At 53.1% G+C, this 14,262-nt stretch carries 13 protein-coding genes; 1 reads left to right on the forward strand and 12 read right to left on the reverse strand.

Annotated elements, in window-relative coordinates; all coding sequences use genetic code 11:
• Nucleotides 1-264 precede the first annotated feature (264 nt).
• Nucleotides 265-2,838 (forward strand): DNA mismatch repair protein MutS, encoded by a 2,574-nt coding sequence (gene mutS, locus NCTC9997_RS11430; protein ID WP_064978096.1) that lies wholly within the window; start codon nt 265-267, stop codon nt 2,836-2,838.
• 245 nt (nt 2,839-3,083) lie between these two features.
• Here mutS and rpoS read toward each other — a convergent pair whose 3' ends face one another.
• From rpoS to mazG, 12 genes are all read right to left on the reverse strand, one after another.
• A complete protein-coding gene (gene rpoS, locus NCTC9997_RS11435) occupies nt 3,084-4,067 on the reverse strand; it encodes an RNA polymerase sigma factor RpoS (RefSeq protein WP_010864355.1) in 984 nt (327 codons plus the stop codon).
• Nucleotides 4,068-4,121: 54 nt separating this feature from the next.
• Entirely contained in the window at nt 4,122-5,057 is a 936-nt protein-coding gene (nlpD, locus tag NCTC9997_RS11440) for a murein hydrolase activator NlpD (RefSeq protein ID WP_010864356.1), read from the reverse strand.
• A 15-nt stretch (nt 5,058-5,072) separates the two neighbouring features.
• The gene (locus NCTC9997_RS11445; protein WP_010864357.1) at nt 5,073-5,648 is read right to left on the reverse strand and encodes a YqaA family protein; all 576 of its coding nucleotides are present in this window, start codon (nt 5,646-5,648) and stop codon (nt 5,073-5,075) included.
• Entirely contained in the window at nt 5,645-6,274 is a 630-nt protein-coding gene (locus NCTC9997_RS11450; protein ID WP_064978097.1) for a protein-L-isoaspartate(D-aspartate) O-methyltransferase, read from the reverse strand. Before NCTC9997_RS11450 ends, NCTC9997_RS11445 begins: the two co-directional genes overlap by 4 nt.
• Before the next feature lie 2 nt (nt 6,275-6,276).
• Nucleotides 6,277-7,026: a 5'/3'-nucleotidase SurE gene (gene surE / locus NCTC9997_RS11455; RefSeq protein WP_010864359.1), complete on the reverse strand. Its 750-nt coding sequence runs from the start codon at nt 7,024-7,026 to the stop codon at nt 6,277-6,279.
• Nucleotides 7,007-8,053: a tRNA pseudouridine(13) synthase TruD gene (truD, locus tag NCTC9997_RS11460; RefSeq protein ID WP_230405840.1), complete on the reverse strand. Its 1,047-nt coding sequence runs from the start codon at nt 8,051-8,053 to the stop codon at nt 7,007-7,009. Before truD ends, surE begins: the two co-directional genes overlap by 20 nt.
• Nucleotides 8,046-8,528 carry a 2-C-methyl-D-erythritol 2,4-cyclodiphosphate synthase gene (gene ispF / locus NCTC9997_RS11465; RefSeq protein ID WP_010864361.1) on the reverse strand — a complete coding sequence of 161 codons (483 nt, stop codon included), beginning with the start codon at nt 8,526-8,528 and terminating at the stop codon, nt 8,046-8,048. The genes truD and ispF overlap by 8 nt, the downstream gene beginning before the upstream one ends.
• Before the next feature lie 77 nt (nt 8,529-8,605).
• The gene (gene ispD / locus NCTC9997_RS11470) at nt 8,606-9,346 is read right to left on the reverse strand and encodes a 2-C-methyl-D-erythritol 4-phosphate cytidylyltransferase (protein ID WP_413463042.1); all 741 of its coding nucleotides are present in this window, start codon (nt 9,344-9,346) and stop codon (nt 8,606-8,608) included.
• Nucleotides 9,343-9,636, reverse strand: coding sequence for a cell division protein FtsB (gene ftsB / locus NCTC9997_RS11475; protein ID WP_010864363.1), 294 nt, complete (start codon nt 9,634-9,636; stop codon nt 9,343-9,345). The genes ispD and ftsB overlap by 4 nt, the downstream gene beginning before the upstream one ends.
• Before the next feature lie 358 nt (nt 9,637-9,994).
• Nucleotides 9,995-11,296 carry a phosphopyruvate hydratase gene (gene eno, locus NCTC9997_RS11480; RefSeq protein WP_010864364.1) on the reverse strand — a complete coding sequence of 434 codons (1,302 nt, stop codon included), beginning with the start codon at nt 11,294-11,296 and terminating at the stop codon, nt 9,995-9,997.
• A 95-nt stretch (nt 11,297-11,391) separates the two neighbouring features.
• Nucleotides 11,392-13,029, reverse strand: coding sequence for a glutamine hydrolyzing CTP synthase (gene pyrG / locus NCTC9997_RS11485; protein ID WP_010864365.1), 1,638 nt, complete (start codon nt 13,027-13,029; stop codon nt 11,392-11,394).
• Nucleotides 13,030-13,193: 164 nt separating this feature from the next.
• A complete protein-coding gene (mazG, locus tag NCTC9997_RS11490; protein WP_064978099.1) occupies nt 13,194-14,099 on the reverse strand; it encodes a nucleoside triphosphate pyrophosphohydrolase in 906 nt (301 codons plus the stop codon).
• Between the last annotated feature and the right edge of the window lie 163 nt (nt 14,100-14,262).

Raw genomic sequence — 14,262 nt, forward strand, 5'->3', positions numbered from 1 at the left:
ACCCAAGCGCTTAGGCTCAGGGGCGATGCGGCGCAGTTATCCATAATGTATACATGGCCATGCCGCTTAAGCGCGCTCAGGTTATATGCCCAGTCTATATAATAAGGACATAATAAGGTTTGCCAGCGCCTTTGCCCCTCATATAAGCTTGCCTGCAGTACAAGGCACCTTGCCGACCTATTCGTATTTTAAATCGCGCACTGAAGCCATGTTGCCTGCGGCGCGCGGTTTTGTTCACCTGATGACGTTAAAAAGATAACTCTTATGAGCGACAGCCTGAACCTTGATGCCCACACCCCCATGATGCAGCAGTATCTGCGCCTCAAAGCGCAGCACCCCGATATTTTGCTGTTTTATCGCATGGGTGACTTTTACGAACTGTTTTATGACGATGCCCGCTTGGCGTCGCAATTGTTGGATATCTCGCTGACCAAGCGTGGTCAATCGGCGGGTGAACCGATCCCGATGGCTGGCGTGCCACATCATTCGATTGAGGGCTATCTGGCCAAGCTGATCCAGCTCGGCGAATCGGCTGCTATCTGTGAGCAGATTGGCGATCCGGCCACCAGCAAAGGTCCGGTCGAGCGTAAAGTGGTACGGATTGTCACTCCCGGCACCGTCAGTGACGAAGCGCTGCTTCAAGAGCGGCAAGATAACCTGCTGGCGGCAATCTGCGCCCACGGTGATAAGTTCGGTTATGCCACGCTGGATATCAGCTCCGGCCGTTTCTTGCTGTCAGAGCCCGATAGCACCGATGCGATGCTGGCCGAGCTGCAACGCACCAATCCGGCTGAACTGCTGTACGCCGAAGATTTCCCTCACGCCGCATTGATTGAAAACCGTAAAGGCCTACGTCGTCGTCCGCTGTGGGAATTTGAAATTGATACCGCGCGCCAACAGCTCAACTTGCAATTTGGCACGCGCGATCTGACCGGCTTTGGTGTAGAACAGGCCGATGCCGGCCTGCGCGCCGCCGGTTGTCTGCTGCAGTATGTTAAAGACACCCAGCGCACCGCCCTGCCACATATTCGTGGCGTGATCATGGAGCGCCAACAAGATGGGATCATCATGGATGCGGCGACCCGCCGTAACTTGGAGATCACCTTAAATCTGAGCGGCGGCACCGATTGCACGCTGGCTTCGGTACTGGATCAAACCGTAACCGCGATGGGTAGCCGGATGCTCAAACGTTGGCTGCATCAACCGATTCGTAATCGGCAGATCTTAAGCCACCGTCAAGAAGCCATTCGCACGCTACAACACGAGATGTTGGTGAGCGAGCTGCAACCGCTGCTGCGCCAAATCGGCGATCTGGAGCGCATTTTGGCTCGTCTGGCGCTACGTAGCGCTCGCCCACGCGATTTAGCGCGGATGCGTAATGCCTTCCAGCAGCTGCCGCACATCAATCAACTGCTGCAAGCGCTGGCCTGTGCGCCACTGCAAAATTTAAATCAGCAAATCGGTGATTTTGCCGAGCTATGTGCGCTGCTTGAGCGCGCCGTGATTGAAAACCCGCCAGTGCTGATCCGTGATGGTGGTGTGCTGGCGCCGGGCTATAACGCTGAGCTGGATGAATGGCGTGCGCTGGCCGATGGCGCAACCACCTATCTGGAGCAATTGGAAATCCGCGAGCGCGAGCGCCTTGGTCTGGATACCCTGAAAGTGGGTTTCAACGCGGTACACGGTTACTACATTCAAGTCAGCCGTGGCCAAAGCGAGCATGTGCCTGCGCACTATATCCGCCGTCAAACGCTGAAAAATGCCGAGCGTTACATCATTCCAGAACTCAAAGAGTACGAAGACAAGGTTTTGACCGCCAAAGGCAAAGCACTAGCCTTGGAAAAGAGCCTGTACGAAGAGCTGTTTGATCTGCTGCTGCCACATTTGCCGGCATTGCAGCAAAGTGCCACCGCGCTGGCCGAGCTGGATGTGCTAGCAAACCTCGCCGAGCGCGCCGATTCGCTGGATTATCACTGTCCACAATTAAGTGAGCAACCGGGGATCGCCATCGAAAATGGTCGCCATCCGGTGGTCGAGCAAATGCTGCGTGAGCCGTTTATCGCCAACCCGCTGCAGCTCAATCATCAGCGTCGCATGTTGATCATTACCGGTCCGAACATGGGCGGTAAGAGCACCTATATGCGTCAAACCGCGCTGATCGTGTTACTGGCGCATATCGGTAGTTTCGTGCCCGCCGAAAGCGCCGTGATTGGGCCGGTCGATCGGATCTTTACCCGGGTCGGTGCCGCCGATGATTTGGCCTCCGGCCGTTCGACCTTCATGGTGGAGATGACCGAAACTGCGAATATTTTGCACAACGCGACCCAGCACAGCTTGGTATTGATGGATGAAATTGGCCGTGGCACCTCTACTTATGATGGCCTGTCGCTGGCTTGGGCCTGCGCCGAAGCACTGGCCCAGCGCATTCAAGCCATGACCCTGTTCGCCACCCACTACTTTGAGTTAACTGCACTGCCAGAGCGGCTGGAAGGCGTGTCCAACGTGCATTTGGATGCGGTTGAACACGGCGAAACCATCGCTTTTATGCATGCGGTACAAGAAGGGGCGGCGAGCAAAAGTTATGGTCTGGCGGTCGCGGCGTTGGCTGGGGTGCCACGCGATGTGATCCGCCGCGCACGGCAAAAGCTGCATGAACTGGAAAGCCAACCACAGCCAGAAAGCGCCGCCAATGCATCGGCTGGAAGTTCTGCCGCCGCAGCGCCTCAGCTCTCTTTGCTGCCGCATCCAGTGATTGATGAGTTAGAAGCGTTAAATCCAGATAATCTGAGTGCGCGCCAAGCCTTGGATCTGCTGTATCGCCTCAAAGCGATGCTGTAATACCGCGCGTAATGCGGCCATGATCTTTCAGTGCGAATACACCCATAGAAGATGATGGCATCGATAATTGGGAACTGGCGATAAGGGGCTGAGATAGGCATTGTTTAGCGTAATAACCTAACGATGCCTATCTACCAGAGCTGAATCTCCGGCACAAAAAAAATCCCCGCTCAAGAGCGGGGATTTTTATATTCTGGCGTGTGCTTCACAAACGACTCGCGACACTATTCACGTCATTCGCGAGACTACTCACGAAATAGCGCATGGATACTCAACCCTTGCTGAGTCAGGATCTCACGCAACCGCCGCAGACCTTCAACCTGAATCTGGCGCACCCGCTCACGGGTCAAGCCAATTTCACTGCCCACATCTTCCAGCGTTGCCGCCTCATAACCCAACAGGCCAAAACGACGCGCTAGCACCTCGCGCTGCTTTGGATTGAGCTCATACAGCCACTTGATGATGCTGTGGTGCATGTCGTTATCTTGGGTAGTTTCTTCTGGCCCTTGATCTTTTTCATCGGCCAGAATATCCAACAGCGCTTTTTCCGAGTCACCGGCAATCGGTGTATCTACTGAGGTGATGCGCTCATTCAAGCGCAACATGCGGCTAACATCACTGACTGGGCAGGAGAGCAGCGCAGCAATATCTTCTGCGGTCGGCTCGTGCTCTAGCTTGTGCGCTAACTCACGCGCGGTACGCAGATAGACGTTCAACTCTTTCACAACATGAATTGGCAGACGGATAGTACGGGTCTGATTCATGATCGCCCGTTCGATGGTCTGCCGGATCCACCATGTGGCATAGGTTGAGAAACGAAAGCCACGCTCTGGATCAAACTTCTCCACCGCCCGAATCAATCCGAGGTTACCCTCTTCAATCAGGTCGAGCAGTGCCAAGCCCCGATTGCCATAGCGACGGGCGATCTTGACCACCAAACGCAGATTACTTTCTATCATACGCTTACGGGCAGCCAGATCGCCGCGCAGAGCACGCCGGGCGAAATAGACTTCTTCGGCTGCCGTCAGCAGCGGCGCGAAGCCAATTTCTCCGAGGTAGAGCTGGGTTGCATCCAGAACACGTTGCGCATCAATATGAGGAAACTGTTCATCGGCCTCGACATCCTCATCAACGGCCTCTTCGAACGCTTCGGACTCCAGCTCTTCCAGGCTGGCTTCTTCAAACTCAAATTCATGCAGTTCTTCTGCTGCAGTATTGGTGTGGCTCATACTTCATTCCCTCATGATAGAGAAATACGAAGCAGTACAACCCGCTCTGCCCGCTTAACGCTTAGGAAGGTATCCTAACGGGTTTACAGATTTGCCTTTATAGCGGATCTCAAAGTGCAGTCGAACTGAACTGGTACCCGAGCTACCCATTGTCGCAATCTGTTCACCGGCTTTGACTTCCTGCCGCTCCTTCACGAGTAATGTATCGTTGTGGGCGTAGGCGCTCAGATAATCATCGTTGTGTTTGATGATAATAAGATTACCGTATCCACGTAACGCATTACCGGCATACACCACTTTACCTGGCGCGGTGGCATAAATTGGTTGACCACGACGCCCGGCAATATCAATCCCTTTGTTACCCCCTTCAGCCGAGGAGTAAGAGTCAATCACGGTGCCCTGTACCGGCCAGCGCCAGCTGCTTACCGCAGCATTGCCAACACTGCTGCTTGCGCTACTGGTGGCACTTGCCGGTGGTGGTGTCTGCGGCTTACGTGAGACAACGGTCTCAGTAATCTGCAGCTCCCCCTGCTTGCGATTAACATTTTGTTTACCCTCTGAGCCAGAGTAATTCTTAACCGCAACCGGTTCAATAGGACTTTGTGATGAGACGATACTGGTCGGAGGAGTTGCATAGCTACCACTGCCACCTTCCGACAAGCGGATCACTTGTCCTGGATAGATGGTATACGGTGGCGCGATGTTATTGGCCGAGGCCAGTTCGCGAAAATCACGACCGGAAATATAGGCAATGTAGAACAGTGTCTCACCGTCTTTCACCTGATAGGTGGTACCGGTATAGCTGCCTTTTTGGATCCGGCGATAATCCGGCGTACCGCTATGTGATGAGCTGTAATTCCCATCATCAGATGTCGCCGAAGAGACCGGCGCCGGGCCGGTTTCGGATGTTGTACATCCCCCGAGCGCTAATAATAAGCAAGAGCAAATACCCGCCTTGGACAGGGTTTTGTTTAGGCTTCCTGAAATCATCCTTTCACCTAAAATTCAGCGATATATCAAATACACGAGCACTGCCAGCGCCACAGTACCCCAACCTAGAATTTCTATATATTTACGCAGTTGGGCTTCCATTCGTTTGCCGCCCCACGCCATTAACAGCGCAACTAATAAAAAGCGCGCAGCACGAGAAACCAGCGCAGCAGCGACAAAAGGCCAGAAGGCCATTTTTAATAAGCCGGCAGTTATAGTAAATACTTTATAAGGGATGGGAGAAAAACCGGCAATAAAAACGACCAGTACGCCCCACTCTCTAAACCACTGCATGGCTTTATCCAGATTAGCCTGATATCCCATATGCGCAATCAGGGGCTGGATCACATCAAACAGATAATATCCCAGAGCATAGCCGACAATACCGCCTAACACCGAGGTAATTGCCGTTAATAATGCATAACGCACCGCACGCTGCGGGGCAGATAATGACATCGGCGCCAGCATAATATCGGGTGGAATAGGGAAAAAGATGGCCTCGATAAAGCTCAATCCGCCCAGCCACCATTCAGCTTTCGGATGGCGGGACCACAGCATGACTTTATCATAAACCGCGCCAAACAATTTCAAGCCAATTCTCCTTGTATTAACGGTACAAAACGCGCCTGTTCAATATGTTCCCGTTGGAACTGATTATGTACCCGTCGGATCCGCTGTAACTCTTGGTGATGCGAGCCAACAGGCACCACCAAGCGTCCGCCTTCCGCCAACTGCCCCAATAAGGCCTGTGGAATTTCGGTGGCGGCTGCGGTCACGATAATGGCGTCAAAAGGTGCCCGTGCCGACCACCCTTCCCAACCATCACCATGACGGGTAGAAATATTATGTAAATCAAGCTGTTTAAAACGTCGCTTGGCTTGCCATTGCAGCGTTTTAATCCGCTCCACCGAACACACGCGCTCCACCAGATGTGCCAGAACGGCGGTCTGATAGCCTGAGCCGGTACCGATTTCCAATACCCGCGACTGGGGCGTGAGCTCCAGCAGTTCGGTCATTCTCGCCACCATATAGGGCTGCGAGATAGTTTGTCCGGCGCCGATGGGCAGCGCCGTGTTGTCATAAGCTTTGTGAGCCAGTGCTTCATCAATGAAACGGTGCCGGGGAACACAGGCCAGTGCGTGTAACACTTGTTCATCCCTGATTCCCTGTTCTTTCAGTCTGATGAGTAGCCGAGATAATTCGACTGACTTTATCATCCTTACCACTCTCCGCTGTTTTCCATCCACTCCGTCAGCGTGTCCAGACTCTGGTGCGCCGTTAAATCCACATGCAGTGGGGTCACGGAGACGTAATTGTTCTCCACGGCGTGAAAATCGGTTCCCTCACCCGCATCTTTGGCTGCCGGTACAGGGCCTATCCAGTAAATATCATTGCCGCGCGGATCTTTTTCACAAATCACTTTACCGGCTGGATGACGATGACCACAGCGAGTAATTTTTACGCCACGGATTTGCTCCAATGGCACATCTGGCACATTGATATTCAAGATCCGATTGGTGCGCAAAGGGCGGCGCTGCAAAGCACGCAAGAAACGGGCGGTGATCACCGCCGCAGTTTCATAGTGGGTAGTGCCATTGAGCGATACCGCCAGTGCCGGATAGCCCATATGCCGCCCTTCGGTGGCGGCGGCAACAGTACCGGAATAGATCACATCATCGCCCAGATTGGGGCCGGCATTAATGCCTGACACCACTACATCCGGCAGCGGCGCCATCAGGCCATTCACCGCCAGATGCACGCAATCGGTCGGGGTGCCGCGCACGCTAAAATCGCCATTGGCCAGCTTTTGAATACGCAGGGGCATCTCCAGCGTCAATGAGTTGGAGGCGCCGCTGCGGTTACGATCTGGCGCAACCACTGTCACCTCAGCAAATTTGCGCAGCTCGGCCGCCATCGCTTGGATACCGGGGGCGGTAACGCCGTCATCGTTACTCAGCAGAATCCGCATGCCCGTCTCCTTCCTCGTCGACTATTGCAATTTCACGCACCACGCTGGTTGCGTAGCTGCCCGCTGGCAGGAAAAATTGCAGTTGTAGGCCCTCATCCAGCCAGCTCCAACGCAGATCTTGCGGTACCACCAGCAGCGCACGGCGCGCCGGCTCTAAACGCTCACGCTTAAGCAGAGCCAGCAGATCATCTTGTCCTTCCAGCTGCGCTTGCTCTAATGCCAGCGCCGGCCCTTGAGAGCCGAGCTCACCATCGCCGACCATTGGTGCGGTGATATTCACATCACGCTCTTGCAAACGCTGTTGCGATGCGGCCAGCTCTTCAGGCGTCACCACGAACCAGCTGTTGCGACCCGCCAGTTGCAGGGCATCGCCTTCCAGCACTTGCTGCTGCAAACCTTGCTCAATACGGGCACTGACAATGCGGTTAAACAGTTCACTGCGCGCCGCAGACAGGCAGAAGCTGCGCTTGTTGCGGTCTTTAATCTTCACTTCACCGCGCGCCCAGCGTAAAGCCAGTTGCAGGTTGTTGCCATCACGGCCAAAACGCTGTTCGCCAAAATAGTTGGGAACCCCAGACTCAGCAATCGCTTGCAGACGCTGCTCTAGGGCGGCATCTGGCGTCAAATCCCGCAGCAGCAACGTAAAGTGATTGCCGCGCAGAGCGCCGGTGCGCACCTTACGGTTGTGGCGAACCACTTGCACCACTTCACAGCCTTCCTGCGCAAATTGGCTAAAATCTGGCGTCACTTTGCCTGGGATATGCAGGCCAAACCACTGTTCCGTAACCGCATTACGGTCTTTCAATCCCGCATACGCCACGTTACGCGCAGGAATACCGGCAAATTGCGCCAGCTTTTCTGCCACAAACTTGGTGTTGCAGCCGGTTTTGCGCACATACACCATGACGTGCTCACCTTCACCGGCAAACTCGTAACCTAAATCTTCAACAACCTTGAAATCTTCCGGTTGGGCTTTCAGACGGGCACGCAGTGCCGGTTTTCCCAGCAGATAGCAACACTCACTCACAATGACTCTCCAGCAGTAATGCAACGGCCTCACAGGCAATCCCTTCACCACGGCCAGTAAACCCGAGTTTTTCGGTGGTGGTTGCTTTAACATTTACGCACTCCAGTGCGCATTCTAAATCGGTAGCAATATTTTCCCGCATCGCGCTAATGTGCGGAGCCATTTTTGGCGCTTGGGCAATGATGGTGACATCCACGTTACCAATGCGGTAACCGCGCGCTTTGATCTGACGGAAGGCTTCACGCAGCAAACCACGACTGTCAGCACCTTTATAGGCCGGATCGGTATCTGGGAACAGGTGGCCGATATCACCGAGCGCCGCAGCGCCCAGCAGAGCGTCGGTCAGCGCATGCAGCGCCACATCGCCATCCGAGTGCGCCAGCAAACCCTGAGCATAAGGAATAGTTACGCCACCAATTACTATCGGGCCTTCGCCGCCAAATCGGTGTACATCAAAACCATGTCCAATACGCATATTTCGCTCTCCTCACGCGTGGTGTTCCGTCGTACAGAAAACCGTCATACAAAAAACGGTTAGACAAAAAGATGGGGTCAGCTCGGCTGGGCATCTGCCCCCGATAACCGCTGAGACAGGAAAAAGTCGGCCAACGCCAGATCTTCTGGCTGAGTGACCTTAAGATTATCGGCCCGTCCGGTGACCAATTGAGGGTGATAGCCGCAATACTCCAACGCAGACGCCTCATCGGTGATCTCTGCCCCGTCTTGCAATGCCTGTTGCAGGCTCGCGCGCAGCAGCCCCAGTGGGAACATTTGCGGCGTTAAGGCGTGCCATAACTGACGACGTTCAACAGTCTGTTCAATCAAGCCATCGGCATTACTGCGCTTCATGGTGTCGCGCACCGGAGCTGCCAATAAGCCGCCAATGGTATCTGGCTGCAAGGTCAAATCCAGCAGTCGGTTTAAATCGGTTTGGGTCAGGCAAGGGCGCGCGGCATCATGCACCAACACCCATTGTTCGGCAGGCAAGCTCAGCGATTGTAAGGCCGCTAACACAGAATCGGCGCGGTTCTCGCCACCGGTTACCACCCTAACACGCGGCTCCTTGGCCAGTGGCAAATCAGCAAACCAGCGGTCTTGCGGATGCAGCGCCAGTACTACATTACGGATGCGCGGGTTTTGTAGCAGCACAGCTACGGTGTGCTCCAGCAAGGTTTTGCCGTGCAACATCAGATACTGCTTTGGAACAGCGGCTTGCATACGCGAGCCAATGCCGGCTGCGGGAATGACAGCAACAAAAGAGGCCTGCGCCTCACTCTCGGGATGGGTCATCATTGTGTATTTGTCGGTTTATCCGCCGGTAACAGGCGGTAGAAGGTTTCTCCCGGTTTCACCATACCAAGTTCATCACGGGCACGCTCTTCAATCGCTTCCAGACCACTGGAAAGATCATCGATTTCAGCAAACAACTGTTCGTTGCGGCTTTTTAATTTGGCGTTGCTTGCTTCTTGTGTCGCGACTTCTTGCTGGATACGGGTATAAGTATGGATACCATTTTTACCCAGCCACAGGCTGTACTGTAACCAGCCCAATATCACGAGTAAAAGTATGCTCAGTTTACTCATCTTATCCCCCCAGAAAAACCCGGCTATCATCCCATATCTGCTGGTTTTCTACCACTGCCATAACAGTCTGGCTCTTGAGGGGAAAACTGTAAAATAATCACGACGCTGCCGGTTTACGTTGTCAGCGTTTTACGGCGCTCATTTTATGCCCACTGATGCTTAAGTGGGTGAGGTGACACGGCATCCATCACGGCTATTTTTAATCCTGAGAATTCATACCGCTTATTAATAGCCGCGTGGTAACACTGACCCTTATGCCGGAAAATGGACAAAAAAAGCCGCCCATTGGGCGGCTTTTCTGCATCAGATTTTACGGCATCAAACAATGCCGTAAAGGGGTTTCAAGCTAAAGCGGCAATTACGCCTGGCCTTTCACTTCTTTCAGACCGTTGTATGGAGCTTTTTCGCCCAGCGCTTCTTCGATACGGATCAGCTGGTTGTACTTAGCAACACGGTCAGAACGGCTCATAGAACCAGTCTTGATTTGGCCAGCCGCAGTACCTACAGCCAGGTCAGCGATGGTCGCATCTTCAGTTTCACCAGAGCGGTGAGAGATAACTGCAGTGTAGCCAGCGTCTTTCGCCATCTTGATAGCGGCCAGAGTTTCGGTCAGAGAACCGATCTGATTGAACTTGATCAGGATGGAGTTAGCGATACCGTTGTCGATACCACGCTTCAGGATCTTGGTGTTAGTTACGAACAGGTCGTCACCAACCAGTTGGATCTTGTCGCCCAGGATCTTGGTCTGATAAGCAAAACCTTCCCAGTCAGACTCGTCCAGACCGTCTTCGATAGAAACGATTGGGAACTTGGTGGTCAGCTCAGCCAGGTAGTCAGAGAAAGCGTTCGCGCTGAACACTTTGCCTTCGCCTTTCAGGTTGTACTCTTTCTTCTCTGCATCGTAGAACTCAGAAGCTGCGCAGTCCATCGCCAGAGTCACGTCTTTACCCAGAACATAACCAGCAGCAGCAACAGCTTCTGCGATCACTTCCAGTGCTTCAGCGTTAGACTTCAGGTTTGGCGCAAAACCACCTTCGTCACCAACTGCAGTGTTGTAGCCTTTAGACTTCAGTACTTTAGCCAGGTTGTGGAATACTTCAGAACCCATACGTACGGCTTCTTTCAGAGTCTTCGCGCCAACTGGCTGGATCATGAACTCTTGGATATCAACGTTGTTATCAGCGTGCTCACCACCGTTGATGATGTTCATCATTGGCAGAGGCATAGAGTACACGCCTGGAGTGCCGTTCAGTTCAGCGATGTGCGCGAACAGTGGCATACCTTTAGCAGCAGCAGCTGCTTTGGCGTTCGCCAGAGATACCGCCAGGATAGCGTTCGCACCAAAGTTAGACTTGTTCTCAGTACCGTCCAGATCGATCATGATCTGATCGATTTCAGCTTGCTGCTTAGCATCTTTGCCCAGCAGAGCTTCAGCGATTGGACCATTAACAGCACCAACAGCTTTCAGAACGCCTTTGCCCATGAAACGTGACTTGTCACCGTCACGCAGTTCCAGTGCTTCACGGGAACCGGTAGATGCACCAGACGGCGCAGCAGCCATACCTACAAAGCCGCCTTCCAGGTGTACTTCGGCTTCAACGGTAGGGTTACCACGGGAGTCGATGATTTCACGAGCCAGTACTTTAACGATCTTGGACATAACTTTTCTTCCTATTAAAAGTGAGCCTGAACTTTAAGCTGAAACACCAAAGTGTGCCGCATCAACAGCGGATACCGCACACTCCATGATTTTCGTTACTTAATCTGGCGCGCCTGATAATCCCCTGCGGCTTTCACAAAGCCTTCGAACAGTGGGTGGCCATCACGCGGCGTTGAAGTAAACTCTGGGTGGAATTGGCAAGCCACAAACCATGGATGGTTAGGCACTTCAACAATCTCAACCAGTTGTTTGTCCGCTGAACGACCTGTTACACGCATACCGGCTTTCTCAATCTGCGGCAGCAGATAGTTGTTGACCTCGTAGCGGTGACGGTGACGTTCATGAATTGTCGGCTGACCATACAGTTTACGTGCGGTGCTGCCTTCTTCCAGGTGGCACAGCTGTGCACCCAGACGCATGGTACCGCCCAGATCAGACGCTTCAGTACGAACTTCAACGTTGCCTTCTTCATCTTTCCACTCAGTGATCAGCGCAACAACAGGGAATTTGCTGTTGGCATCAAACTCGGTGGAGTTGGCACCTGTCATACCGGCTACGTTGCGCGCGTATTCGATCATCGCAACTTGCATGCCCAGACAGATCCCCAGATACGGAATATTGTTTTCACGTGCGTAGCGGGCCGCCATAATCTTGCCTTCTACGCCACGGTTGCCGAAGCCACCCGGAACCAGGATTGCATCCAGGCCTTTCAGCAGGTCAGTACCTTTGCTTTCCACATCCTGCGAATCGATATAGCGGATGTGAACAGTCAGACGGTTTTTCAGGCCGCCGTGCTTGAGCGCTTCGTTCACGGACTTATACGCATCCGGCAGCTCAATGTACTTACCGACCATACCGATGGTCACTTCACCGGTCGGATTGGCTTCTTCGTAAATCACCTGTTCCCATTCAGACAAGTCAGCTTCCGGACAGTTCACACCGAAACGCTTACAAATGTACTGATCCAGGCCCTGTGATTTCAGCAGAGCAGGGATTTTATAGATGGAATCCACATCTTTCAGTGAGATAACCGCCTTTTCTGGCACATTACAGAACAAAGCGATCTTCGCACGTTCGTTGGCCGGAATAACACGGTCAGAGCGGCAAATCAGGATATCTGGCTGAATACCGATAGACAGCAGCTCTTTTACAGAGTGCTGAGTCGGTTTGGTTTTCACTTCACCGGCAGCGGCCATGTATGGCACTAAAGTCAGGTGCATGAACAGCGTGTGCTCACGACCTACTTCAACCGCCAGCTGACGGATAGCTTCCAAGAATGGCAGGGATTCGATATCGCCCACGGTACCGCCGATTTCAACGATAACGACGTCGTGGCCTTCGGCACCGGCGATAACACGCTCTTTGATCGCATTAGTAATATGCGGAATAACCTGAATGGTCGCCCCTAAGTAATCACCACGGCGCTCTTTGCGCAGCACGTCGGCGTATACGCGACCGGTAGTGAAGTTGTTGCGGCGGGTCATCTTAGTGCGAATAAAACGCTCATAGTGGCCCAAATCAAGGTCTGTTTCCGCACCGTCTTCCGTTACGAATACTTCACCGTGCTGGATTGGGCTCATGGTGCCCGGATCCACGTTGATGTAAGGGTCCAGTTTCATGATGGTGACATTGAGGCCACGCGCTTCGAGAATCGCGGCCAGTGATGCTGCTGCAATGCCTTTACCTAGCGAGGATACAACCCCACCGGTCACAAAAATATAATTTGTTGTCATGCTGAACCTGAGAGTTAGGTTTATGGGAGAAAAGGAAGAACAAAGACGGGATAATAGTATACCAGAGCTCCCCCCCGACCACAAACGGGAAGCGAGCCGGTTATCCCGACGCCATGTTGTCCTTTACTTCTCTCGGCAACGCACTGCCAGTATCTACTGCTCGCTTAAGAGGGCTCGCGGCGCTTGATCTCTTGCCACAATGCTTCCATCTCTTCCAGCGACGTTTCGCTCATCAACGCCCCTCTCGCCGCAACAGCTTGTTCAATTTGACGGAACCGCCGTTCAAATTTGTCACACGCCTGTTGCAGTGCCAACTCAGGACGATGCCCAAGGTGACGACTGAGGTTTACGGTAGCGAAAAGCAGATCTCCGATTTCTTCCGCTAATTTTACCTCATTTTTTGTCACCTGACACGCTTCAGCTAGCACTTCATCGATCTCTTCGTGCACTTTTTCGACAACTGGGCCCAAAGTATCCCAATCAAAGCCCACTGTTGCACAACGTTTCTGCATTTTATAGGCGCGCATCAAAGCCGGTTGCGCTTTCGGAATGTCATCCAGCACTGAGGTTTGCGCTTTGGCCGCACGCTCTTGCTGCTTGATTGTCTCCCAACGCTCGCTGACCGTCTCCGGCGCAATTGCCTCAGTGGTGAGCGCATCTGCCGGCACCACCGCTTCACTATCACGATTATCTTGAGCTTGGTTAGCTTGATCTTGGTTATCCTGATCTTGGTTATCCTGATCTTGGTGATCTTGGCCCGCAAACACGTGCGGATGACGCCGCTCTAATTTGTCGCTGATGGCGGCGCAGATATCGTGAAAATCAAACAAACCTTGCTCACTGGCCATCTGGGCATAGAACACCACTTGATACAGCAAATCGCCTAGCTCGCTTTTCAGCTCGGTGTAATCTTCGCGCGCGATAGCGTCGATCACTTCGTAGGTCTCTTCCAGAGTATAAGGCGCGATGCTGGCGAAGGTCTGCTGCTTGTCCCACGGACAACCGGCTTGCGGATCGCGCAGACGCTGCATGATGGAAAGTAAACGGGATAAAGAATCCGAAGAAGACATGCGATGTTCTACCTGTAGTTAAAAACGCTGTAGTGAAAAAGCTCACTGATGAAAAAACGAAATTGATGGATAAACCGATAGATAAAAAAACGGGCGCCAAACAGCGCCCGTAGTCATGAGTGTCATGTTGTGTCATGCCGCGCTGAATTGGCGTACTGACCAA

Origin of the sequence: Plesiomonas shigelloides (genome assembly GCF_900087055.1) — a bacterium.
Taxonomy (GTDB): Bacteria; Pseudomonadota; Gammaproteobacteria; order Enterobacterales; family CAMTGL01; genus Plesiomonas; species Plesiomonas shigelloides.

Bases quoted from the DNA above. Each gene is read 5' to 3' on its own strand.
- ftsB (WP_010864363.1), bottom strand. From the start codon at position 9,636: ATGAGTAAACTGAGCATACTTTTACTCGTGATATTGGGCTGGTTACAG.
- pyrG (WP_010864365.1), bottom strand. From the start codon at position 13,029: ATGACAACAAATTATATTTTTGTGACCGGTGGGGTTGTATCCTCGCTA.
- nlpD (WP_010864356.1), bottom strand. From the start codon at position 5,057: ATGATTTCAGGAAGCCTAAACAAAACCCTGTCCAAGGCGGGTATTTGC.
- rpoS (WP_010864355.1), bottom strand. From the start codon at position 4,067: ATGAGCCACACCAATACTGCAGCAGAAGAACTGCATGAATTTGAGTTT.
- mazG (WP_064978099.1), bottom strand. From the start codon at position 14,099: ATGTCTTCTTCGGATTCTTTATCCCGTTTACTTTCCATCATGCAGCGT.
- surE (WP_010864359.1), bottom strand. From the start codon at position 7,026: ATGCGGATTCTGCTGAGTAACGATGACGGCGTTACCGCCCCCGGTATC.
- NCTC9997_RS11450 (WP_064978097.1), bottom strand. From the start codon at position 6,274: ATGATAAAGTCAGTCGAATTATCTCGGCTACTCATCAGACTGAAAGAA.
- eno (WP_010864364.1), bottom strand. From the start codon at position 11,296: ATGTCCAAGATCGTTAAAGTACTGGCTCGTGAAATCATCGACTCCCGT.
- ispF (WP_010864361.1), bottom strand. From the start codon at position 8,528: ATGCGTATTGGACATGGTTTTGATGTACACCGATTTGGCGGCGAAGGC.
- mutS (WP_064978096.1), top strand. From the start codon at position 265: ATGAGCGACAGCCTGAACCTTGATGCCCACACCCCCATGATGCAGCAG.
- ispD (WP_413463042.1), bottom strand. From the start codon at position 9,346: ATGATGACCCATCCCGAGAGTGAGGCGCAGGCCTCTTTTGTTGCTGTC.